The organism is Pseudomonas sp. MMS21 TM103, from assembly GCF_022132145.1.
Lineage (GTDB): Bacteria > Pseudomonadota > Gammaproteobacteria > Pseudomonadales > Pseudomonadaceae > Aquipseudomonas.
The window spans coordinates 192595-216963 of record NZ_JAJISP010000007.1 but is presented as its reverse complement, the minus strand read 5'-3'; the positions used below and the strand labels follow the sequence as shown (position 1 = coordinate 216963).

Genomic DNA, 24369 nt, shown 5'->3' with positions numbered 1-24369 from the left:
CACGCCCCGTCTACACTCGAAACATCACTCGATTTGTAACGAGGGCGCTATGCCGCGATTGCCGGCCATTCTCCTGTTGTGTCTGGTGTATTGGGTCAGTCCGGTTGCCGCCTTCTCGCTTAGCGAAGAGGAGCGCGGCTGGCTCGCCGAACACCCAGTACTGCGCCTGGGCATCGATACCTCCTGGCCGCCGTTCGAGTTCCGCGACCCACAAGGCCGCTACCAGGGCCTGGCCGCCGATTACATCGCCTTGCTCGAGAAACGCCTGGGCGTGAGCCTGCAACCGAGTGACACCAACAACTGGAGCGAAGTACTGGAGCTGGCCAAGACCGGCCAACTGGATTTACTTCCAGCGGTCATGGCCACCCCGGAACGGCAGACTTACCTGGCCTTCAGCCGCCCTTACCTGGACTTCCCGATCGTCATCCTGGCGCGCGATGATGGCCCGCATCCACGCGCGATAAAGGATCTCCAAGACCTCAAAATTGCCGTGGTCGAAAATTATGCGCCCCATGAACTGCTGCGCAGCCAGCACCCCGAACTCAGCCTGATAGCGCTGCCGACCGTCAATGCGGCCCTGCAGGCACTCGCAACCGGCCAGGCCGATGCCTTGATCGGCGACCTCGCCTCCAGTGTCTGGAGCATGCGCCAGCTCAAACTCAACGGCCTGATCATCAGCGGCGAAACGCCCTACCGCTATAAGCTTTCCATGGCCGCGCCCCGCGACCAAACGGTACTCATCGGGATTCTCGACAAGCTCCTCGCCGACATCAGCAGCAGCGAAATCAGCGCCCTGCAAGAGCGCTGGGTCGGCAACGTTGAGGACAGGCGCAGCAACTGGCGCGAACTGCTGCTGTACGGCCTCCCGGCTTTGCTTGCACTGTGCGCCATCATCGCCGTGATACTGCGTATCAACCGCCGCCTGCATGCCGAAATGGCCACTCGCAGTCTTCTCGCACAAAAACTGCGCAACAGCGAACAGCATTACCGCAGTCTGGTGGAAAACCTCTCGGCCATCGCCTGGGAGGCACACCTGCATGACTACAGCTTTACCTACGTCTCGCCGCACGCGGAAAAACTGCTTGGCTACCCGCTGGCCGACTGGAAACGCCCAGGCTTCTGGCTCAGCATCCTGCACCCGGACGACGCACAGCAGGCCCTGGACTACCGCCAACGCGAAAGCACTGCCGGCCGCGACCATAGCCTCGACTACCGCATGCATGCCGCCGATGGCCGCGTGCTGTGGATCCGCGACATCGTGACCCTGGCCCGCAGTGGCGACGAGACGATCATGCGCGGCCTGATGGTCGACATCAGCGAAGCCAAACAGGCCGAGCTGGACCTGCGCCTCTCCGAACAGAAATTCGCCTCGGTATTCCAGCAATGCCCGGACATGCTGATGATCATGCGCAGGGCCGACGGCTGCCTGCTGGAAGCCAATGACGCCTTCGAACAGCAGACCGGCATCCCGATCGCCGAAGCGCTCGGCAAAAGTGCCACCGAATTGAATATCTGGGGCAACCCCGGCATCGGCCAGATCCTGCTCAAACGCCTGCAAGACGAGAGCCTGCGCAACCTGGAGCTGCCCTTCCAGCGGCGTGACGGCCAAACCTTCACCGGCCTGATCTCCGCCCAGGCCTTCCAGCTAGCCGATACGCCGGCGCTGGTGGTGGTCGTGCGCGACATCAGCCAACTCAAAGCCACCCAACAGCAACTGCTGATCTCCGAAGAAAAATTCGCCAGAGCCTTCCACGCCTCCCCCGACGGCCTGCTGATCAGTCGCGTCCGCGACGGCCAGCTGATCGAAATCAATGAAGGCTTCAGCCGCATCACCGGCTACAGCAGCAGCCAAGCAGCCGGCCGCTCAACCCTGGAACTGGGTATCTGGGCCAACCCCGCAGACCGCGCCAGGATGATCGAACTGATCGGCTTGCACGGCAGCGTGCGTGACATGGAGGCCTCGATTCGCAACCGCAATGGCCAGATACGCCTGTGCGAACTGACCGTCCAACCGATCCAGGTCGGCGACGAGCCCTGCCTGCTGAGCATCGCCCGCGACATCACCGAACGCCAGGCCATGCAGGAAAAACTCCAGCAGGCCGCCACCGTATTCGAAAGCACCGCCGAAGGCGTGATGATCACCGATCCCCAGCAGCGCATAGTCGCGGTCAACCGCGCCTTCAGCGAAATTACCGGCTTTAGCGAAGCCGAAGCGCTCGGAAAAACACCCCGACTACTTGCCTCCGGCCAACACGACAGCGCCTTTTACAGTGCCATGTGGCACCAACTGGAAGCTGAAGGGCACTGGCAAGGGGAGATCTGGAACAGGCGCAAGAACGCCGAAATCTATCCGGAATGGCTGACCATTAATGCCGTGCGCAATGAGCACCAGCAGACCACGCACTTCGTCGCCGTGTTCGCAGACATCAGCTCACTCAAACATGCCCAGGCCCGACTCGACTACCAGGCCCACCACGACTCCTTGACCGGCCTGCCCAACCGCCTGCTGTTCGAAACACGGTTGCATGCCGCACTCGACGAGGCGCAAACCGACGAGCGCCAAGGCGCCATCCTGTTTCTCGACCTGGACCGCTTCAAGCACATCAACGACAGCCTTGGTCACCCGGTCGGCGACCAGCTGCTCAAGAGCATTGCCATCCGCCTCAAGCAACAACTGCGCGACATCGATACCGTCGCCCGACTCGGCGGCGACGAGTTCATCATCCTGCTGCCGGGCCTGCACCAGAGCGAGGACGCCAAACTGGTCGCCAACAAACTGCTCGCCTGTTTCGGCCCGCCCTTCCATATCGACGACCATGAGTTCCATATCAGCGCCAGCATCGGCATCAGCCTGTTCCCGGATGACGGCCAGGATGTCGCCACTTTGGTGAAGAACGCCGACGCCGCCATGTACCGCTCCAAAGCCAAAGGCCGCAACCGGGTCGAAATTTACACCCGCAATCTGACCTTTGAGGCCACCGAACGCATGGCCCTGGAACATGAACTGCGCCGCGCCCTGGAGCGCGAAGAGCTGCAACTCTACTACCAGCCGAAACTGAACCTGAGCACCAACCGCCTGGCCGGCGCCGAAGCCCTGATACGCTGGATCCACCCGGTGTTCGGCGAAATTCCGCCCGACCGTTTCATCCCGCTGGCCGAGGAAACCGGGCTGATTCTGCCCCTGGGCGACTGGGTGTTGCAGCAAGCCTGCTGGCAAATGCGCGAGTGGCAAATCCTCCACGCACCTTTCGGCCCGCTCTCGGTCAACCTGGCCGGCGCCCAACTGCACCAGCCGCACCTGCTCGAGCGCATCTCGCAGCTGCTCGACGGCAACTCTCTCGACCCCAGCCTGCTGCAACTGGAAATCACCGAAAGCTTCATCATGAACCAGACCGAGGACGCCCTGAGCATCCTCCACCAACTGAAAGCCCTCGGCGTGCAACTGGCCATCGACGACTTCGGCACTGGCTACTCCTCGCTGAGCTACCTCAAGCGCCTGCCGCTGGACACCCTGAAGATCGACCAATCCTTCGTCCGCGGCCTGCCGAACGACCCACACGACGCAGCCATAGCCCGTGCCATCATTGCCCTGGGCCGCAGCATGCAACTCACGGTGATCGCCGAAGGCGTGGAAACCAAGGCCCAGGAACTGTTTCTTGCCACCGAAGGCTGCGAACAGATCCAGGGCTTCGTCCTCAGTCGTCCCCTCGCGGCCGACGTCTTCGCCCATAATTTCCTCGGTCCGCGTCGTTCGGTTGGCACTACAGAGAAGGCACCGGTATAATCCGCCGGCTTCTGAGGGCCCATAGCTCAGTTGGTTAGAGCAGGGGACTCATAATCCCTTGGTCCACGGTTCGAGTCCGTGTGGGCCCACCAACTCCAAAGCCGCGCACTGCGCGGCTTTTTCATGTCTGCAGCAAAAAACCGCCAGACCGGCCCTCGGGCTTTAGCCGGGTGGCTAGAACTCAATGAGCAGATTCGAGCGAAAGCCTGTCTCCTCCCCCGGATACCCCCGGGGATTGCACACCACCCGCGTGCCCGCCAGGTCATAGTCGACAGCCCTGTGCGAATGGCCGTGCACCCACAGCGCCATGCGCTCGCCACCCATGAGGTCTTCCCAGTGATTGGCGTATGCGGCAGCCAGGTGAGTGCCCGCGAGCGGGCCGCCCTGGAGGGAGCGCAGCGTTGGCGCGTGGTGGGTGATCACCACCGTTGGGCCGGCAAATGCTTCCGACAGCTTCACGCGCAGCCAGTCTTTCGTCTGCACCGACTGGGCGATCAGATCGGCTGGGCGGATGCGCCTGTAACCTCCAGTGCGGATCTGCCGGAAGTCGTTCATCGCGTTCTGCGCACTCAGGCAGGCCATCGGCGGGTTACCGGTAGCGGCGAAATCCGTCCACATGGTCGCCCCCAGAAAGCGTACGCCGCCGAGGATGACTTCGTCGCGCTCCAACAGCCGGACGCGATCATCCTGCGCCGCCCGCAGCTCCTGCAGGGTGTGAGTCAGGTGGCCACCGTAAAACTCGTGGTTGCCCGGGACGTACAGCACCGGACCGGCAAAGGACTGCCTGGCCCACTCAACAGCACGCGCCCTGACATCAATATCGCCCGCCAGAATGACCACATCGCAGTCCAGCGGCTCTGGCGTAAACGGCCCGAACTCATTGTGCAGATCAGACAGCAAGTGAATACGCATCATCATTTCTCAATGGTTATGCCGGGCCGGGCGACGAGCCCAGCCAGGTGTATAGCCACACATATAGCGGCCCGCGCTCTTGCCAACAATCAGCAGCAAAGGCCCGAGCTAGACGCGCCATTGAATACTTTCGTTCTTTTACCCTTACATTCGGTACTATCCGGGTAACTCAGGATTTCCGAAGGTTGAGAAATGGACTTCACCCCCGTCATCGCGCAGGTCTGGGGCACGCTGGGCTGGTTTATTCCGCTGATGCTGCTGATCGGCTTGCTCAAGTCGCCCTGGGCCAAGGGCCATATTGGCGAACTCCTGGTACGGCTGTTCGCCCATTGGCAGCTGGACAAGCAGACCTACCGCCGCCTACACAACGTCACGCTGACCACCCCGGACGGCACCACGCAGATCGACCACGTTTTCCTCTCGCCCTTCGGCATCTTCGTGCTGGAAACCAAGAACATGAGCGGCTGGATCTTCGGCAGCGAGAAGCAGGCGCAGTGGACGCAGAAGCTCTACAAGCGCACCTTCAAATTCCAGAACCCGCTGCGGCAGAACTACAAGCACCTCAAGGCCCTGGAAGCCACCCTTGGCGTTAACCCCGAGCACCTGCACTCGGTCATCACCTTTGTCGGCGGCAGCACCTTCAAAACCGAAGTGCCGGCCAACGTGACCCAGGGCGTTGGCTTTATTCGCTATATCCAGTCATTCCAGCAGTCGGTCTTCAGCAAGGCTGAAGTGGACGCCATGCTGCAGGCTCTGCAAACCAGCCGTCGCGCCCCGACCCTCGCCACCCACAGCGAGCATGTACAAAACCTCAAGCGCCGAAGTGACCCGACAGCTGAGCGGCAATGCCCTAAGTGCGGCAGTGCATTGCTGATCCGCACCGTGAAATCAGGCGCGAAAGCGGGACAGCAATTCTGGGGCTGCTCGGAGTTTCCAAAGTGCCGAACCATGCAGAGTCTTTGAGAGGCAGAACAGTGAGAAGAACAACAAGTGCCCGTGCGGAGAATAAATCGCTTCCCTGTTTACAGACAAAGTTATGCCTACTCGGAGTTAATAATGCGCAGGGATGAAGAGTTCAAGCGACTCGACTTAAAAACGAGAAACAAGCTCCGAGCCATACTCAGCGATAGAGACGGAAATACGATCAGTCGCTTGACGCAATTGAGCAGCAAGCTTGGAAAGGCTCAAGTGGAAGCCCTAGAGGCGATTTTGAATAGTTCGGCCTTAACAAAGGCGGTAAGAAAACCAACTCCTTTCCCGAAAAAGCCGCCGTTTTTCGATACCCTTCAAGAGCATCGTGAGACAGATTTACACGAACTACTGAACGTCGTAGAAGCCAGCGCCCGCACGTACAAGGCACGACTCAAACAGCTCGCCAATTCCCTACAAAAAATTGACACGCTGTATGCTGCTAGGGACTTCACTGCTTGTCTAGATTTCATCGTCGATACTTTGAAAACAGATGGCTGGAGCCACGCGCTCTTGCGGCGCATCATTCTTATCCGTGAAAACCTCGGACAAGGCTGTGTTGACGACCGTATTGAGAAACTGGTGCTTCAGGCCGGCATTAAAGGCGGGGTGGTCTCATCATTGATCCACACATATGCGCGGGATCAAAGCATTCTGATGAGCAAGAGGTCCATTCTAAATATCTCTGACCGAGGTGCCATCAACCGCTATACCCGCACGCTATCCAAACTGACCGTTCAACCGTTTGCAGACTCAATCCAGGATTTAGAGAGTTTCCTTAGGGAAGTAGTGAAGTGCTCGCTGATCGACGCCATCATTTTAGCGAAATTCAATTGCCACCTTTTTCAGATGAGCGACTTTCCCGCAATCGCGGAGATTGCCAACGATATCGGCCGGCCTGAGCTCTTCGAATCTCTCGTGGCGACCTACGATGCCACGGCCAGCGAAGGCGAGTACGCTTTTTTCAAACAATCTAGCGCGTGGTTAGAATATGAACCGATTCGGCAATATCGAGTACTGATCGATAGCTATTACGACGTATCACGCGAACAAGTGGATGTGTTGCCTGCCGAGCTTGACCAAACACTGCGAGACTGGGTGGGAAATACTACACTACATGATCTCGTGGGAAGCTCACAGTTCACCAAGCACAAATATCCTGCGTTAGCCAAGCTGGAGATATCGGGTACAGTCACGAGGTCAGCACTATTTAACTACTGGCTGACTGAGTCAGAGGGGCAGATCGGTTTCGAAAAGGAGGACCTGCTCACCCTTATGGGCCTGACGCGCGACTTGGCACGTACGGTTCCCATCAATTCGGTTCGTACGGCAGCAAAGCTTGCTAGGGACGAACTGGTAAAGCTGATCCTTTTCTTACTGCTCGCCAAACGCAGTAAAAATGAACTTGATAGCTTTATTTTGAGAAAACTTCTAGAGGATATCGCTTTCAAGTATCACGATGGCTCGCTGGTCAAGCTTGTAAAAGCCTATGAGATTTCTCATCCCTATGTGGCGGAGTACATATATGACATTGCAACTGAAGACTTCTTGGCCAAGCTAACCAAACTCGCGCCACATCGTGCCGACATCCCCGAGATTCGCGCATCACTGCATGAATGGATGGCTAGATTTACTGACGACGAACACTTTCTTCAGCGCGCTCGCGCTGTGCGGATCGATCACAAAATCAACAGAGTTCGAAACGAGATTGATGACCACAGGATCTACGTGGATCCCTCGCGCTTCTCGTCGTGGATTGAAGACGAGATGATGATTGAGCTGAGTAGCGCACTGACTTCAACAGGATCAGGAAAGAAAGGAGTATCCGTCACCTGCGATGAGACAATAATTTCGATGGTCATGGCTCAAAGCTATAACGCATTCTGCTCAAATGCAGTTTTTGGTATTGCGTCATATATCGGCCGACGGATCCGTCACGGCACCTTTCACGGGCATGTGTATTCGAGTGTTATCAACTCGATGGAAAAGTCAGATAGATTCAAACCGCTGTTTAACATGCCTCATTTTGTAGCGAAATGGAATTCGTGGAAGGACGTTTACAACGATGCAGTTGAGAAAATCATTGCGGAGCGCTTACATGTTTATTCGAAATCGAAACCGCTAGGTCTTTTGACTCCGGAAGTATATTGCCCGAGCAAACAGGAGGTGTTGGCGGCGGCTGTGACGAACATCAGCAACAGCTATGCTGAGACAACATCGACCGCTGATATCTGTCCAACGATCATCGACTACTGCTGGCGACTCGCGGAATTGGACTTAATTGCGGTCACTCGGTACCTGAAAGCGCAGCAGACGCCCTTGAAAAATGAAAAGTTCCTCGTTGAAGAGTTAGTGCCGGCAGCGACAGCGGTCAACGCGAGGCTCGCAGATAGCTTTCGGCGGGAATTAGAACTATCTATCGACCGGAAGCTCTCAACCATGTTCGGATGGTTCAAGCGCCCATCGATCGTGGCGCCTAAAGCGTCGGTTTCATTGCTCTTTGCTGCGACAGTTGCCGAAGTGAAGGACACAATCCCCGATTTCGATCCCCAAAATGTCGACCACAGTAAGGAAGAGATCGAGCTTGTCGGCAGTTTCTACCATCTGATCTACGACTCTCTCGCAATCGTGGTTGGCAATGCGGCTAAATACGCAGATCGCAGCCGCCCGCTAAAGCGCAAGTTTGAAATCGTGCCAGGCAAGGAAAAACTCTTGGTCATTGAGATATGCTCTTCGATCAAACCAACAGATGACCCAGCTGAGGTTTCAGATCTTATTGAAATGCGCAAGAAGGTAGGCTTCCAAGATGCGAACTTATATGACAAGAAGAGCGGAATACCGAAGCTGCTACTTTTGGCGAGCAATCGGCAAGATTTTGCGCTAGACCAGTACGCGGTAGTGGACAACGAAGTACAAGTAAGGCTTATTTATGTTCTTGAACACTGAGAAGTTCAAATGTCTGATCGTCGAAGACGATCAATTCAAAATGGAAGGTATTCGTTCGCATTTGAGCGAAATCTTTAAGGACAGGATTGAAATGGTCGGATGTCAAGCCCTAGCGTCCGCGACCGCGTTGCTGGCATCGCAGGTGTTCGAATTGGCAATCATTGACATGTCGATCCACAGCCATGAGCCGCAAGCGGGCGCAGGCTCTCCCTTCCCACTGTCGTCGGGCGGGCTCGATGTGTTGTTTGAGATCGCCTACACAGGAAACAATACACACTGCATTATTCTGACTCAGTATCCAGATATCGACATGGATAGCCTTCCAATTCCTGTGGACTTGGCTAAAAAGGAAATATTCGAGAAATTCGGTATAGAGGTGGCTGGTTGCGTTAGATACCTAGAGAACGACAACCAATGGAAGGCGGACATCATTTCGATCTTGGAGCAGCTATGAAAATATTGGTACTGGAAGACGAAGACGAGAAGTTTGAACAGGTCCGTGCGCACGTCGTCGAAATCATGCCTGAGGCTATAATCCAGCGAGAAAAGAATTGGCTGGACTATTCGCGCGCCGTTGCCAATGCCAAGTTCGATTTGATTCTTCTTGATCTCATAGTACCCCGCTCGGCCAGGGACAGTGCTTTGGAAGACCACCATGCATCACTAGTCGAGACTACGCGGGACTATCACAGCAAGTCCTTCAGCACACCCGCTATTGTCTTGACCCGGCACAGCCTCAACGAAGGGGATTTCGTGCACGACCTAAACTTGGTCGACATCAACGTGATCCCCTTCAACGATCACGGCAAGTGGCGAGAGGCGCTGAAGATCAAACTGCTGGCGGCTCAGCCTGCGAAAAAATTTGATGTGGTTATTGTGTGTGCATTAGAAAAGGAGGCCGACGCATTCGAAGGCCTTACGGATACTTGGGGACCAGTGACGACCATCTCAGGCTTGATCTGCCGAGAAGTCCGGATAGGGGAATACAAGACGGTAATCGTTCGAGCAAGTCGCATGGGCCTCGTTGCTGCAGCAGTTTCTGCTGCGTTCGCGTTAGACCGGTTCGAGCCGCGCCTGATTTGCATGAGTGGCATCTGCGGCGGAGTCGCGGGAGAGTCCGAAATATACGATTTGTTAGTGACCCAGACTTGCCATCAGCACGACGCGGGGAAGTGGAGCACGACGGGCTTCAAGTCTGAACACTACGATGTGCAATTGGACGTTAATGTGCACAACAAGTTAGTAGAGGTCGCCTCGGGAAAAGCGATGACGAACCTTCAGGCTGGTCTAGATCCCGGCACGTCGGAAGTGCCGAGTGGCAGGGAACGGGTCAGTTGCAAGATCATATCTGATGCGATCACTAGCAGCGGAAGCGCGGTCATTGCGGAGGGAGGCAAAACCTCGACACTGGCGGTTGGACAGCGAAAACTGACCGGCTTTGACATGGAGGTCTACTCCGTCTACGAGGCTGCAAGGCACGCTCGTAGCCGTACCGCGGTTTTTGCCGCGAAAGCGGTTGTTGACGATGGTGGTAAGAATAAAGGTGACTCGTTCCATCGAATTGGCTGCCTGCTATCTGCAAAATTTGTTGTGGCAGCGATCCGCGCAGGAACCGCTGACGTGTGGGAACATTGATAACCTCACTTGAGTTTTTTTTGGGGGAAAGGGGCCTTTCAGACGATCCCAAGGCTGAGCCGTTTGGCAGTAAAAACACAGTACGCTGACGGTACAGCGCCCAGCTTCTACCCATTACGTCGAACTACGCTCAACACCAGTAAAGACGATACTTTCAGCTCACTGTACCTGCGCTTAGCTACGCACCATTTCACTGGGCTTCCAGCATTCCCAGGCAACGCATAATCCCCTGGTCCACGCTTCGAGTCCGGGTGGGCCGACCAACTTTAAAGCCGCGCACTGCGCGGCTTTCTCGTTTCCGCCTGTCCAGAACCCAGACCACTGGCGGCTTGGCGCCCCGCGGCTTAGCCGATCGACTATCGCAGATGCGCCGCAAGGGCGCCATTGGCCCTTCGCATGAGCCACGGCTGCGGCGACAGCGACTAGTCTAGAGGGCGGCGCTGGCTGTGCGCCCCCACCAGCGCGCGGCCCAGGGGAGCGAGGTCTGGATTTTCGGACAGCTGTCTGAATTTCTGGACAGCCTGACCGGGTCATTGCGGACACTGTCCAGATTTCCGGACTGGATGTTCCACCCGGCCGCCCTGAAACCATCTAATGATCTGATTTAAAAGGACTTATTCAATGAGGCACAGAATCTGCTTAGCCCCACAGGCTAATTGCCGGCGCCCTTGCGGCGTCGACCGCTGCAGCTGACGGGGCGCGATCCGCCCCGCTTCGCCTGGGTCGCTGCCCGACCGGCAGCCCAGACAAAAACAACAACAAGGAATTCCAGCATGTCGATGAAACAACAGCTCTCCCGCCTGACCCTAGGCGTTACCGCCGCTGCCCTGCTCACCGGCAGCCTGCTCGCCACCCCGGCGCTGGCGACGGAGAAGATCCGCTGGCAGGTGCCGCTGGCCTTCCCTTCACACCTGGTGGGCCTGACCACTCCGATCAAGCACCTCTCCGAATCGCTCAAGACCATCTCCGGCGGCGATATCCAGCTGCGCTACTACGAGCCGGGCGAGCTGGTGCCGCCGTTCGAGATCATGAATGCGGTGAGCACCGGCAAGTACCCGGCCGGCTACACCTGGATCGGCTACGACCAGGGCAGCATCCCCGCCCTGCCGCTGTATTCGGGCGCGCCCTTCAATATGGAGCCGCCGGCCTATCTGGCCTGGTACTACCAGGGCGACGGCAAGAAGCTGTTGGAGGAGATCTACGCCCCGCACAACATCCACCCGATGCTGTGCAGCATCATCGGCCCGGAAGGCGCCGGATGGTTCGCCAAACCGATCGAGAAGCTGGAAGACTTCGATGGCTTGCGCATCCGTTTCGCCGGCATCGGCGGCAAGGTGCTGGAGAAGCTCGGCGCCTCGGTCACCATGATTCCCGGCGGCGAGATCTACCAGGCGCTGGAGCGCAATACCATCGACGCCACCGAGTTCTCCCAGCCGGCGATCGACAAGATGCTCGGCCTCGACCAGATCATCAAGAACTACATCATGCCGGGCTGGCACCAGACCCTGACCACCTCGCACCTGCTGGTCAACCAGGATGTGTGGGACAAGCTGGAGCCGCAGAGCCGTGCGCTGATCGAGATGGGCTGCGAGTCGGCCACCCTCAAGGGCTTCGCCGAAAGCGAGTGGGCACAACCGACCGCCCTCGCCGATTACAAGAAGGAAGGCGTGCAGGCCCGGGTGCTGCCCGAGCCAGTGCTGCGTGAACTGCAGCGCGTGACCAATGAGGTGCTCGAAGAGATCGCCGGGCAGGACGCCATGTTCAAGCGTGTGCTGACCAGTCAGCGCGAGTTCATGACCTTGCATGGCACCTGGCACAGCATGGGTTACCTGCCACGGGACTTCTATCAGCACGAATGATCACGCAACCTGAACCTGCACGGGCCCGGCCATGCCGCGGCCCGTTGCGTCTTCCTGCCTGATACGTGCGAGGTTTTCCCGATGCAGCAACCTGCTTCTGCCGATCCGCTGGCCACCGCTGATCTGCCCAACAACCGCCTGTCCTGGCGCCTGGATCGCCTGATCGTCGCCATCGGCCGGGCCAGCGCCTGGCTGTGGCTGGCGGTGCTGGGGGTGGTGCTGGGCAATGTGTTCAGCCGCTTCGTCATGGCGCGCGGCTCGATCGCCCTGGAAGAGCTGTCCTGGCACCTGTTCGGCGCGGCGATGATGCTGGCCCTGGCCTACGCCGTGGTTCGCGACGATCACGTACGCGTCGATGTCCTGCGCGAGAAGTTCTCCACGCGCAGCCAGGCTTTGATCGAACTGCTGGGTATCGTCCTGCTGGCGTTGCCGGTCATCTACCTGATGATCCAAGCCCTGGTCCCCTATGCCTACACCGCCTTCGTCTACCAGGAACACTCGCAGGCGCCGAGCGGGCTGCCCTACCGCTTCCTGTTCAAGAGCGTGCTGCCGCTGGGCCTGATCCTGGTGGGCATCGCCCTGTTCTCCCGCGCCTCGCGCTGCAGCACCCTGCTGTTCAACTTCCCCCGGGCCATTAGCGTGCCCGCCGATGACCGCAACGGCGGCCATCCGCACCCCTGATCACGAGGTTGAAGTAATGGGTCTGGAACAAATTCTCGTCATGGCCATGTTCGCCAGCTTCATGGTCCTGCTGCTGCTCGGTTTCCCGGTGGCCTGGTCGCTGGCCGGCATCGGCCTGGTCTTCGCCGTCACCGGCCATGTGCTGGTGGAATATTTCGACGCCGACCTCTGGTTCACCTGGAGCGGCACCATCGGCGTGCTGGATGCGCGCATCTACGGCATTGTCGCCAACGAACTGATGGTGGCGCTGCCGCTGTTCATCTTCATGGGCATCATGCTCGACCGCTCCGGCATCGCCGAACGCCTGATGCACAGCCTGGTGAGGGTGCTCGGACCGCTGCGCGGCGGCTATGCGATCACCGTGGTGATCGTCGGCGTGCTGCTGGCCGCCTCCACCGGCATCGTCGGCGCCTCGGTGGTGCTGCTCGGCATGCTCTCGCTGGGGCCCATGCTGCAGGCCAACTACAACAAGTCACTGGCGGTCGGCACTGCCTGCTCGGTGGGCACCCTGGGCATCCTGGTGCCGCCGAGCATCATGCTGGTATTGATGGCCGACCGCCTCGGCACCCCCGAGGCCTCGGTCGGCAAGCTGTTCATGGGCGCGCTGATTCCGGGAATGATGCTCGCCGCCCTGTACATCCTCTATATCGTCATCGCCTCCTGGCTGAAGAAGGACTTCGCCCCGGCACCGAAGAATCGCCAGCCGCTGGACGCCCGCGCCCTGATCGACGTGTTCTGGGCCGTGGTGCCGCCGCTGACGCTGATTCTCGCGGTGCTCGGTTCGATCTTCTTCGGTATCGCCACCACCACCGAGGCCTCGGCCGTGGGCGCGGCCGGCGCCTTGCTGATGGCCGGGATCAGCCGCCGCCTGAACCTGGCCGTGCTCAGGGAGGCGCTGTACCAGACCAGCCGCACCACCGCGTTCATCTTCGGTATCTTCATCGGTGCCACGGTGTTCGCCGCCGTGCTGCGTGGCCTGGGCGGCGACGACGTGGTGCGCGCGGCACTGACCGGCCTGCCGTTCGGCCAGACCGGCGTGCTGCTGACCGTGCTGTTCATCACCTTCCTGCTGGGCTTCTTCCTCGACTGGGTGGAGATCACCCTGATCATCCTGCCGCTGGTGGCGCCGGTGCTGTTCTCCATGGGCGTCGACCCGCTGTGGTTCGCCATCCTGTTCGCCATGTGCCTGCAGACCTCGTTCCTCACCCCGCCAGTGGGCTTCGCCCTGTTCTACATCAAGGGCGTGTGCCCGCCGGGCATCACCACCCGCGATATCTACCTGGGCGTCGCGCCCTTCATCGCCCTGCAACTGCTCGGCCTGGCGCTGGTGTTCTGGTTCCAGCCGCTGGCCACCTGGCTGCCCAACGAGGTGTATGGCGGGCCTTGAAACCCGCTCGATCGGTGCGCCCGCCCCCAGCGGCCCCGGGCTCGGCAGCCGCCGAGCCCGGGCGCGGCGCGCCTGCCTTGCCTCGGCCGGGCGCCGGCTCCCATAATCGCCTGCATCACTCCCTGGAACCTCAGCTGCCATGGCCATATCCCGCGACGACCTCGACCAGCACGGCCTGATCATCGGCGTCTCGCCCGAACGCTTTCGCGCGGTGGCCATGCCGCTGTTGTTCGATCACCTCAACGCCCAGTGCGAGGGCACCATCGCGGTCAACCGCCAGGCGCGGATCGTCTGGATCAACGACAAGTACGCCGAGAAGGTCGGTATCAGCGATCCGCGTAGCGTGCTCGGCCAGGAAATCGAGCAGGTGCTGCCGGCCAGCCGGCTGCGCGAGGTGGTCGAGAGCGGTCAGCCGAGCATGCTCGACCTGATGGCCTTCGGCAGCGAGCATTTCGTGGTCACCCGCATCCCCCTGCGCGACGAGGACGGCACCCTGGTCGGCGCCCTGGGTTTCGTCCTGTTCGACCGCGCCCGTCACCTGAAGCCCTTGATGGCCAAGTTCACCGTGCTGCAGAACCAGCTGCTGGCCACCCAGCACGAGCTGGCCAAGGCGCGGCGGGCGCGCTACACCATCGCCGGCTTTATCGGCAGCAGCGCGCCGGCCAGCGAGGTCAAGCGCATGGCCCGGCGCGCCGCGCAACTGGACGCCACGGTGCTGCTGCGCGGCGAGACCGGCACCGGCAAGGAACTGCTGGCCCAGGGCATCCACAACCTGTCGCCGCGGGCCAACGGGCCCTTCGTCGCGGTCAACGTCGCGGCCATCCCGGAAACCCTGGTCGAGGCCGAGCTGTTCGGCACCGCACCCGGCGCCTTCACCGGCGCCGACCGCAAGGGCCGCATCGGCAAGTTCGAGGTGGCCAACGGCGGCACCCTGTTCCTCGACGAGATCGGCGACCTGCCCCTGCCGCTGCAGGCCAAGCTGCTGCGCGTGCTGCAGGAACAGGAGGTCGAACCGCTCGGCTCCAATCAGGTCAAGCCGCTCAATGTACGGGTGATCGCCGCCACCCATATCGACCTGGAGGCCAAGGTCGCTGCCGGGCAGTTCCGCGACGACCTCTACTACCGTCTCAACGTCCTGGCCCTGCAGGTGCCGCCGCTGCGCGAACGCCGCGAGGACATCCCCGCCCTGGTCGAGCACCTGCTCGACGACATCGCCAACCGCTCCGGCCAGGCGCCCATGGAACTCAGCCCCGCGGCCCTGGCCCTGCTCGGCGCCCAGCCCTGGAAGGGCAACGTGCGCGAGCTGCGCAACCTGCTCGAGCGCGCACAACTGGATGCCGACGGACCCTTGCTGGAGGCGGCGCAGTTGCAGCCGCTGCTGGCCATACCGGGCCTGCCGGCACAGGCGCTGCCGGCCGAGCCGCTGGCCGTCGCCGGGGCGCTCGCAGGCCCACTGCGACCGCTGGCCGAGAGCATCGCCGAAGCCGAACGCCGCGCCCTGCAGCAGGCCCTAGCCGCCTGCGCCGGCAACCGCCGGCGCACCGCCACCGAACTGGGCATCTCCCGCGCCAGCCTGTACAGCAAGCTGCAGCAGCACGGTTTGAGCGCGCGCGAGCAGTGACCCTTGGTGCGCGCGGCGCACCCTACCCCGACACCGTCCGCCCTGCCTCGCCGCCCCGTGGGGTGCGCCATGCGCACCGATAGATGAACACCTGCAGGCGATCCGGGGAAATCCGTGCGCGCCTGTCTACCGAAGCTCCGCCGCGCCGCCGTCCAGGAAACTGGACAACGCCTTCGACGGCCACTGTCCCACTGAGCATGTCCAGCTAAGCAGACACTCGCGTTCGGCCCGACAGCGGTGCCCGGGCACGACGCCGCCCGCCGACACAGGGCGCAAAGCCCCATGGTGCCTGGCCCGCAGCCTGTTCTCCGGCTTTCCCCAACGCTCTTCGAACGACTTGGCACGGCTTTCGCTAAAGCTTGTCCATCCATCGCACCGGGGCGCCGCCCGGATGCTTGAAGTTCGGCGCACCGCAGAGTCGCGCCGTAAAACAACAACAAAAAGGAACGCCCCCACCATGGGTACCCTCGGTATTCTGATTTCTCTCGCGCTGCATCAGCTTGGGCACCCTGTTTGGCAGTTTCTGAGGTTCGTGCCATGAGAAAGATCATCACCGCCGCCGCCGCCGTGGCACGTATTCCAGACAACGCCAACGTCGCCACCGGTGGCTTCGTCGGCATCGGTTTCGCCGAGGAAATCGCCATCGCCCTAGAGCAGCGTTTCCAGCGCGAACAGGCGCCACGCGACCTGACCCTGGTGTATGCCGCCGGCCAGGGCGACGGCAAGGGCCGCGGGCTCAATCACCTGGCCCATGAAGGTCTGCTGCGGCGGGTGATCGGCGGTCATTGGGGCCTGGTGCCGGGGCTGCAGAAACTGGCGGTGGACAACCGCATCGAGGCCTACAACCTGCCGCAGGGGGTGATCTCGCAACTGTTCCGCGACATCGCAGCCGGCAAGCCGGGGCAGCTGTCGCGGGTCGGCCTGGGCACCTTCGTCGACCCCGCGTTCGGCGGCGGCAAGCTGAATGCCAGGACCACCGCCGACCTGGTGCGGCGCATGCCGATCGACGGCCAGGACTATCTGTTCTACCAGGCCTTTCCGATTCACGTCGGCATCGTCCGCGCCACCAGCGCCGACCCCGACGGCAACCTGTCGTTCGAGCGCGAGGCACTGACCATCGAGAGCCTGGCCATCGCCATGGCCGCGCACAACAGCGGCGGCCTGGTGATCGCCCAGGTCGAACGCATCGTCGAACGCGGCTCGCTCAATCCGCGCGCGGTTAAAATCCCCGGCATCCTGGTCGACTGCGTGGTGGTGGCCGAACCGCAGAACCATCAGCAGACCTTCGCCACCGCCTACAACCCGGCCTTCGCCGGAGAAACCCGGGTGCCGGTAGACAGCCTGGCACCGCTGCCGCTGGACGTGCGCAAGCTGATCGCCCGGCGCGCCGCCCTCGAGTTGCAGGCCGGCGCAGTGGTCAACCTGGGCATCGGCATGCCCGAAGGCGTCGCTGCGGTAGCCGCCGAGGAAGGCGTGATCGACCTGCTGACCCTGACCGCCGAGCCCGGGGTGATTGGCGGCATTCCGGCGTCGGGCCTGGACTTCGGCGCGGCGAGCAACCACAGCGCGCTGCTCGACCAGCCCTACCAGTTCGACTTCTACGACGGCGGCGGCCTGGATCTGGCCTTCCTCGGTCTGGCCCAGGCCGACGCGGCGGGCAACCTCAACGTGTCCAAGTTCGGCAACCGGCTATCTGGTGCCGGCGGCTTTATCAACATCAGCCAGAACGCCAAGCGCGTGGTGTTCGTCGGCACCTTCAGCGCCGGCAAGCAGGACATCCGCATCGAGGACGGCCAGCTGCGCATCGTCGCGGACGGCGCGCTGCGCAAGTTCGTCGCCGAAGTCGAGCAGCGCACCTTCGCCGGACGCCAGGCCGCCGAGCGCGGCCAGCCGGTGCTCTACGTCACCGAGCGCTGTGTGTTCGCCCTGACCCTGCACGGCCTGGAGCTGATCGAGATCGCTCCGGGTGTGGATCTCGAGCGCGACATTCTTGCGCGCATGGACTTCGCCCCCATCGTGCGCCAACCGAAATTGATGGATGCGCGGCTGTTCCGCGCCGAGCGCCTGGGTCTGCGCGAGACCCTGTAACCCTTGAGCGAAAATGCGGGTCCGCGTATTGGGCCCGCGCTTTTTTTTCAGCTTTCACCCCAAACCCCACGGCGCTGCCCCGGCAGGCGCTGCCAGGACGGCTGTGGGCAAAAAAAACCGTAGCGACAATAACAACAAGAGGAACTACCCATGCGACACACCCCGATACTCAGCCGCCAGCTGCTCGCCGCGAGCATCGCCCTGGGCCTGAGCGGCCCGACCCTGGCGGCTTTCGTCGACGACAGCAAGGCGCTGCTGGATACCCGCAACTTCTACATGAACCGCGACTTCCGCCAGCACGGCGCGCCCCAGGCCAAGGCCGAGGAGTGGGCCCAGGGCTTCCAGCTGCGCTTCGAGTCCGGCTACACCGAGGGCCCGATCGGCGTCGGCTTCGATGTCATCGGCCTGCTCGGGGTCAAGCTCGACTCCAGCCCGGATCGCACCGGCACCGGCATCCTCAAGAGCGATCGCGAGGCGCCCAAGCGCGCCCAGGACGAGTACGCCGAGGCCGGCTTCACCGCCAAGCTGCGTGCATCGAACAGCACTCTCAAGCTCGGCACCCTGCAGCCGGTGCTGCCGGCGGTGATGCGCAACGACAGCCGCCTGCTGCCGCAGACCTTTCGCGGCGCCTGGCTCAACAGCAACGAGGTGGCGGGCCTGAACCTCGACCTCGGCCGCCTCGACCGGGTCAACCAGCGCGACTCCTCGGATAACCAGGAAATGACCGTGTTCAACGGCGGCAAGCGCAACATCGTGCTGGGCAGCAGCAAGAGCAGCGACGAGTTCCTGTTCGCTGGCGGTCGCTACCAATGGACCCCCGAACTCGCCACCAGCTACTACTACGGAGGTCTCGACGGCATCTACCAGCAGCACCTGGTCAACCTGGTGCACCAAGTGCCGCTGGGCGAGGGGCAGAGCTTCAAGTCGGATGTCCGCTTCGCCCGCTCCCGCGATGACGGTGGCAGCAACGTCGACAACGATGCCTTCGGCGCCCTGTTCACCTACCGCCTGGGGGCCCAGGGCTTCACCGCCGGCTACCAGCGCCTGAGCGGTGACACCGGCTTCGCCTACCTCGCCGGCGCCGACAACGCACTGGTCAACCTGGTGCAGATCAACGACTTCGGCAACCAGGACGAACGCAGCTGGCAGCTGCGCTACGACTTCGACTTCGCCGCCCTAGGGGTGCCGGGGCTGACTTTCATGACCCGCTACCTGTCCGGCGACAACGTCGACCGCGGCGTCGGCCTCAGCGAAGGCAAGACCTGGGAACGCGACACCGACATCGCCTACGTCTTCCAGGACGGCCCGCTGAAGAACCTCGGCCTGCGACTGCGCAACGCCACCACCCGCAGCAACTTCGGCAGCGACCTGGACGAGAACCGCTTCATCGTCAGCTACAGCCTGCCGCTCTGGTAAGGCCGCGCCTCCGCATCTCGATGACTCCGTGTACAGGCTTTGCCGGGCCCTGATGGCCCGGCTTTTTCTCGCCTGGCCAACGTCGCCGCAACCTTCGCCCTCGCGCTCAACGGCCCACTGTCTGCGGCGTAAACCCAGATATCCCTCACCCTGACCGCCAGTTGGAACCGGCCGCAACGCAAAAGGCCAGCCTCGCGGCTGGCCCTTTGTTTGTCGGTACTCAGTTCTGCCGCAGCTTGGACGCGACCCCCTCGACGAAGTACTTCATGTGATTCAACTCCTCATCGCTGATCACCTCGCCAGCGGGGACACGCGTCTTGCCATCCTGATCGACCACTGGGCCAGTGAAGGGGTGGAAGGTGCCGGCGCGCATGTCGGCTTCCAACTTCACCACCAGCTCGTTGACATCAGCCGGTACCGAGGGGTTGAGCGGCACGATCTCGATCATCCCCTCCTTGATCCCACCCCAGGTGGAAGCCGGCTTCCAGGTGCCGTCCAGCACGCTTTGGGTAGTATCGGTGTAGAACTTGCCCCACTGGTGGGTGGTGCCGGAGAGCTGCGCCTTGGCGCCGTACTTGCTCATGTCCGAGTGATAGGAGAAGGCATTCACGCCCTTCTCTTCCGCGGCTTGCACCACGGCGGTGGAGTCGGTGTGGTGGGTGAGCATGTCGGCGCCCTGGGAGATCAGGGTCAGCGCGGCTTCGCGTTCCTTGCCCGGGTCGTACCAGCTGTTGACCCAGATCACCCGCACTTCGGCATCCGGGTTGACGCTGCGCGCGCCGCGGGCGAAGGCGTTGATGCCCATCACCACTTCGGGGATGGGGAAGGCGGCGACATAGCCGAGCACGTTGGACTTGCTCATCTTGCCGGCGACCACGCCATTCAGGTAGCGGCCCTCATAGAAGCGCGCGTTGTAGTTGCCGAAGTTCTTGCCCGTCTTGTAGCCGGTGGCATGCATCAGGGTCACGTTGGGGAACTGCTTGGCGACCCGCTCGACGTAGTTCATGTAGCCGAAGCTGGTGGCGTAGATCAGGTTGTAGCCGCTACTGGCCAGTTCGCGGATGACCCGTTCGGCGTCGGCGCCTTCCGGTACGTTCTCGATGTATTTGGTTTCAACCTGATCGCCCAGGGCCTTTTCCATCTGCAAGCGCCCTTGATCATGCTGGTAGGTCCAGCCGGCGTCGCCGATCGGGCTGATATAGACGAAGCCGACCTTGAGCGGGTCGGCCGCCTGCGCCGCGCCCAGCAGGCCAAAGCCCAACGCTGTTGCCACTGCCACACCACTCGCTGCCTTGATGAAGTTCCTGCGATTGCTCATCGATGCCTCTCCTGACTCACTGTTGTGGGTTTTGGTATTCGGTGAAAAATTAACCTGGCCGGCAGCTCTCGGCGCACCGGCCAACGGATCAGGCGTCCGGCCGGTAGGGCTGGCCAAGCGACATCGGCGAGTTGAGCCGGATCGTCTGTTGATTACGCGAAATCAGCACCAGCACGAAAATGGTCGCCAGATAAGGCAGCGCCGAGAGCAACTGCGACGGCACATCGATCTGCAGGTCCGAGCCCTGGATAAACAGCTGGCTGATCATCACCCCGCCGAACAGATAGGCCCCGGCCATCACCCGTAGCGGCCGCCAGGTGGCGAACACCACCAGCGCCAGGGCGATCCAGCCGCGACCGGAGACCATGCCCTCGACCCACAGCGGCGTGTAGAACACCGACAGGAAGGCGCCGCCGATACCGGCCATGGCGCCGCCGAACGTGGTGGCCAGGTAGCGGATGCCGATCACCGAATAGCCGATCGAATGGGCCGACGAGGGCGACTCGCCGACGGCGCGCAAGATCAGTCCGGCGCGACTCTTGTAGAGGAACCAGATCACGCCGCCGAGCAGGGCCCAGGAGAAATACACCAGCGACTGCTGGTTGAACAGCGCCGGCCCGAGCAGCGGAATATCGGCCAGCAGCGGTATGCGGATCGCCGGCACGGCCGGCAGGGTCAGCGACTCGAAGGGCTTGCCGACAAAGGCCGAGAGGCCGACGCCGAAGATCGTCAGGGCCAGCCCGGAGGCCACCTGATTGGCCATCAGCGTCAGGGTCAGCAGGCCGAACAACAGGCTCATCAGCGCACCCGCCGCCATGCCGGCCAGCACGCCGAGATAGGGATTGCCGGTGTAATGGGTGGCGGCGAAGGCGGCCACCGCGCCCATCGCCATGGTGCCTTCGGCGCCCAGGTTGAGCACCCCGGCCTTTTCGGTGATCAGTTCGCCCAGGGCCACGATGATCAGCGGCGTGCCCGCCACCAGGGTGGCGAACAGCATTGAGGTAATCAGACTCTGCTCCATGTCAGTCTCCCGCCTTGGCCAGGGTCAGCCGCACGCGCAGCCGGTAGTTGATAAACAGGTCCGAGCCGAGCAGGAAGAACAGCAGCATGCCCTGGAACACCTTGGAGATCGACGCGGGCAGGCTCAGATACAACTGCGCCTGCTCGCCGCCGAGAAACAACAGGGCCATCAACAGGCTGGCAAAGAAGATCCCGATGGGATTGAGCCGCCCGACGAAGGCCACGATGATGGCGGCGAAGCCGTAGCCGCTGGCGACCTTGTCGGTGAGCTGGCCCATGGGCCCGGCCACCTCGGCCATGCCGGCCACACCCGCACAGGCCCCGCCCACCAGCAGGCCGATCCAGACCATGCGTTTGGCCGAGAAGCCGGCATAGCGCGCCGCATCCGCCGCCTCGCCGGCCACGCGCATTTTGAAGCCGAGGTAGCTGTTGTGCATGAACACATAGCCGATCAACAGCACCCCCAGCGCCATCACGAAAGCCAGGTTGAGCCGCGTGCCCTCTACCAGCAGCGGCAACAGCGCCGAATCGGAGAACATCTTGCTCTGCGGGAAGTTGAAGCCGTCTGGGTCCATCCAGGGGCCGAACACCAGCCAGGACACCAGCAATTGCGCGACATACACCAGCATCAGCGAGACCAGGATCTCGTTGGCGTTGAAGCGGGTGCGCAGGAATGCCGGGATCGCCGCCCAGGCAGCACCGCCCAGCGCCCCGGCGACGACCATCGCCGGCAGCACTAGCGGGCCGCTGTAGTCGCCCATGGCCAGGGCCACACCAGTCGCGCCACAGGCGCCGAGGATGAACTGGCCTTCTGCGCCGATATTCCACACATTGGCGCGAAAACCAATGGCCAGGCCCACCGCGATAAGCATCAGCGGGACGGACTTGAGCAGCAGTTCGGACACGCCGTACCAGTGGCGCAACGGGTTGAGGAAGAAGACCTGGAAGCCTTCCAGGGGGTCTTTGCCTAAGGCGGAGAACAACAGCAACCCACCGAGCATGGTCAGTGCCACCGCAAGCAGCGGCGACAGATAGCTCATGGTGCGCGAGGCTTCGGGGCGGGTTTCTAGCTTGAATGACAGCATGGTGCGCGTTCCCTTGTTATTGGTTGCTGGTCGATGTGGCGGCGCTCTCGCTGCCTGGCCACATGCCGCTCATCCACACGCCGATGTCCTCCACCGAGGTCTCGGCCAAGGGCCGCGTCGGCGACAATCGCCCATCGGCGATCACCGCGATGCGGTCGCAAATCTCGAACAGCTCATCGAGTTCCTCGGACACCACCAACACCGCGCACCCGGCGTTTCTCAGGTCGATTATCTGCTGGCGGATAAAGGCCGATGCGCCTACGTCGACGCCCCAGGTGGGCTGGGCAGCCACCAGCAGCTTGGGGGCCTGCATGATCTCGCGGCCCATGATGTACTTCTGCAGATTGCCGCCGGACAGCGATCGGGCCTGCGCGGCCGGCCCACCGCACTTGACGTTGAAGCGCTCGATGCATTCGCTGGCGAAGGCCTTGGCCGCGCGAAAATCGATCAGGCCGTGCCTGACCAGGCCTTTCGACACGGCGGCGGTGAGAATCGCGTTGTCGCTCAGCGCCATGCTCGGCACCGCGCCACGGCCCAGACGCTCTTCTGGCACGAAGCACAGCCCGATCTGCCGACGCTGATCGGGCGACAAGCGCCCCGCCGCGTTGCCGCAGATCTGCACCGGGTCTTTCTCGCTCAGCGGGGCCTCCCCGGAAATAGCCGCCAACAGCTCGGCCTGACCATTGCCCGAGACCCCGGCGATGCCGACGATCTCGCCGGAGCGCACCTCCAGCTGCAGGTTCTTCAGGTCGGTGCCAAAGGGGTCGATGGAGGCCTGCGACAGCCCGTTCAGCTTCAAGCGAATCTCGCCGTCGGCCGGTGCGACTGTGTGCTCGCAAGCCGGCAGGTCCTTGCCGATCATCAGCCGCGCCATGCTCTTGGGGGTTTCCTCGGCAGGAATGCAGGCGCCCGTGACCTTGCCGCCGCGCAGCACGGTGGCGCTGTGGCAGAGCTCCTGAATCTCATCGAGCTTATGGCTGATATAGAGAATCGAGCAGCCCTCGCTGGCCAGCTGGCGCAGGGTCTCGAACAACTTGCGTACCGCCTGCGGGGTGAGCACCGAGGTCGGTTCGTCCATGATCAGCAGACGCGGGTTCTGCAACAGGCAGCGGACGATCTCGACCCGCTGGCGCTCCCCCACCGACAACGCATGCACGTGGCGACGCGGATCGACCGGCAGGCCATAGCGCTTGGACACCGACTCGATGCGCCGGGCCAGGTCACTCATGTCGGGCTTGCCCGGCAGGGCCAGGGCGACGTTCTCCAGCACGGTCAGGGTTTCGAACAGGGAGAAGTGCTGGAACACCATGCCGATGCCCAGGCTGCGCGCATGGGCCGGGTTTTCCACCGAGACCGGCTGGCCCTCCCAGACCATGTGGCCGGAGGTCGGGCGGGTCACGCCGTAGATGATCTTCATCAGGGTAGATTTGCCGGCACCGTTTTCGCCGAGCACGGCATGAATCTCGCCAGGCATCACGCTGAGGTCGATGCCATCATTGGCGACAACCGCGGGGTAGACCTTGCGGATGCCGGTCAAGATCAAGCGCGGCTGGGCATCGGAGGCGGATGTGGCCTGCTCTTGATTCATTGGGTTTTCTCCTGTCTTCCGATGACCTTAGCAGCTCAAACAAGCGGGTATCGGCGTTTT

The 24369-nt window shown here is 61.8% G+C and carries 16 protein-coding genes and 1 tRNA gene; 12 read left to right on the top strand and 5 right to left on the bottom strand.

Annotated elements, in window-relative coordinates; genetic code table 11:
- Positions 1-49 precede the first annotated feature (49 nt).
- On the top strand, positions 50-3784 hold the full coding sequence (locus LJY18_RS19710; protein WP_238043706.1) for an EAL domain-containing protein: 3735 nt from the start codon (positions 50-52) through the stop codon (positions 3782-3784).
- A gap of 15 nt (positions 3785-3799) precedes the next feature.
- Positions 3800-3876, top strand: a tRNA-Ile gene (locus tag LJY18_RS19705).
- 82 nt (positions 3877-3958) lie between these two features.
- On the opposite strand, the gene LJY18_RS19700 is transcribed toward LJY18_RS19705, so the two are convergent.
- The gene (locus LJY18_RS19700; RefSeq protein WP_238043785.1) at positions 3959-4696 is read right to left on the bottom strand and encodes a metallophosphoesterase family protein; all 738 of its coding nucleotides are present in this window, start codon (positions 4694-4696) and stop codon (positions 3959-3961) included.
- Between the two features lie 192 nt (positions 4697-4888).
- Between LJY18_RS19700 and LJY18_RS19695 the strand changes: the two genes are divergently transcribed.
- The 10 genes from LJY18_RS19695 to LJY18_RS19650 all read left to right on the top strand — a co-directional run bounded on the left by LJY18_RS19695 (position 4889) and on the right by LJY18_RS19650 (position 19298).
- Positions 4889-5659 (top strand): nuclease-related domain-containing protein, encoded by a 771-nt coding sequence (locus LJY18_RS19695; RefSeq protein ID WP_238043705.1) that lies wholly within the window; start codon positions 4889-4891, stop codon positions 5657-5659.
- Between the two features lie 93 nt (positions 5660-5752).
- Complete coding sequence (locus LJY18_RS19690) at positions 5753-8611, top strand: hypothetical protein (RefSeq protein WP_238043704.1); 2859 nt, start codon at positions 5753-5755, stop codon at positions 8609-8611.
- The gene (locus LJY18_RS19685; RefSeq protein WP_238043703.1) at positions 8595-9065 is read left to right on the top strand and encodes a hypothetical protein; all 471 of its coding nucleotides are present in this window, start codon (positions 8595-8597) and stop codon (positions 9063-9065) included. Before LJY18_RS19690 ends, LJY18_RS19685 begins: the two co-directional genes overlap by 17 nt.
- A complete protein-coding gene (locus tag LJY18_RS19680; protein ID WP_238043702.1) occupies positions 9062-10246 on the top strand; it encodes a phosphorylase family protein in 1185 nt (394 codons plus the stop codon). The genes LJY18_RS19685 and LJY18_RS19680 overlap by 4 nt, the downstream gene beginning before the upstream one ends.
- Before the next feature lie 773 nt (positions 10247-11019).
- Positions 11020-12105 carry a TRAP transporter substrate-binding protein gene (locus LJY18_RS19675; protein WP_238043701.1) on the top strand — a complete coding sequence of 362 codons (1086 nt, stop codon included), beginning with the start codon at positions 11020-11022 and terminating at the stop codon, positions 12103-12105.
- Between the two features lie 81 nt (positions 12106-12186).
- On the top strand, positions 12187-12786 hold the full coding sequence (locus LJY18_RS19670) for a TRAP transporter small permease subunit (protein ID WP_238043700.1): 600 nt from the start codon (positions 12187-12189) through the stop codon (positions 12784-12786).
- Positions 12787-12802: 16 nt separating this feature from the next.
- A complete protein-coding gene (locus tag LJY18_RS19665) occupies positions 12803-14173 on the top strand; it encodes a TRAP transporter large permease (protein WP_238043699.1) in 1371 nt (456 codons plus the stop codon).
- Positions 14174-14312: 139 nt separating this feature from the next.
- A complete protein-coding gene (locus LJY18_RS19660) occupies positions 14313-15794 on the top strand; it encodes a sigma-54 interaction domain-containing protein (protein WP_238043698.1) in 1482 nt (493 codons plus the stop codon).
- A 537-nt stretch (positions 15795-16331) separates the two neighbouring features.
- Positions 16332-17882: an acyl CoA:acetate/3-ketoacid CoA transferase gene (locus LJY18_RS19655; protein ID WP_238043696.1), complete on the top strand. Its 1551-nt coding sequence runs from the start codon at positions 16332-16334 to the stop codon at positions 17880-17882.
- Positions 17883-18032: 150 nt separating this feature from the next.
- The gene (locus tag LJY18_RS19650) at positions 18033-19298 is read left to right on the top strand and encodes an OprD family porin (RefSeq protein WP_238043693.1); all 1266 of its coding nucleotides are present in this window, start codon (positions 18033-18035) and stop codon (positions 19296-19298) included.
- A 220-nt stretch (positions 19299-19518) separates the two neighbouring features.
- Here LJY18_RS19650 and LJY18_RS19645 read toward each other — a convergent pair whose 3' ends face one another.
- The 4 genes from LJY18_RS19645 to LJY18_RS19630 all read right to left on the bottom strand — a co-directional run bounded on the left by LJY18_RS19645 (position 19519) and on the right by LJY18_RS19630 (position 24309).
- Positions 19519-20616 carry a BMP family ABC transporter substrate-binding protein gene (locus LJY18_RS19645; protein WP_238043691.1) on the bottom strand — a complete coding sequence of 366 codons (1098 nt, stop codon included), beginning with the start codon at positions 20614-20616 and terminating at the stop codon, positions 19519-19521.
- Positions 20617-20704: 88 nt separating this feature from the next.
- A complete protein-coding gene (locus LJY18_RS19640) occupies positions 20705-21637 on the bottom strand; it encodes an ABC transporter permease (RefSeq protein ID WP_238043688.1) in 933 nt (310 codons plus the stop codon).
- 1 nt (position 21638) lies between these two features.
- Positions 21639-22718, bottom strand: a complete 1080-nt coding sequence (locus tag LJY18_RS19635) for an ABC transporter permease (RefSeq protein WP_238043784.1) — start codon at positions 22716-22718, stop codon at positions 21639-21641.
- Between the two features lie 19 nt (positions 22719-22737).
- Positions 22738-24309: an ABC transporter ATP-binding protein gene (locus LJY18_RS19630; protein ID WP_238043686.1), complete on the bottom strand. Its 1572-nt coding sequence runs from the start codon at positions 24307-24309 to the stop codon at positions 22738-22740.
- Positions 24310-24369 lie beyond the last annotated feature (60 nt).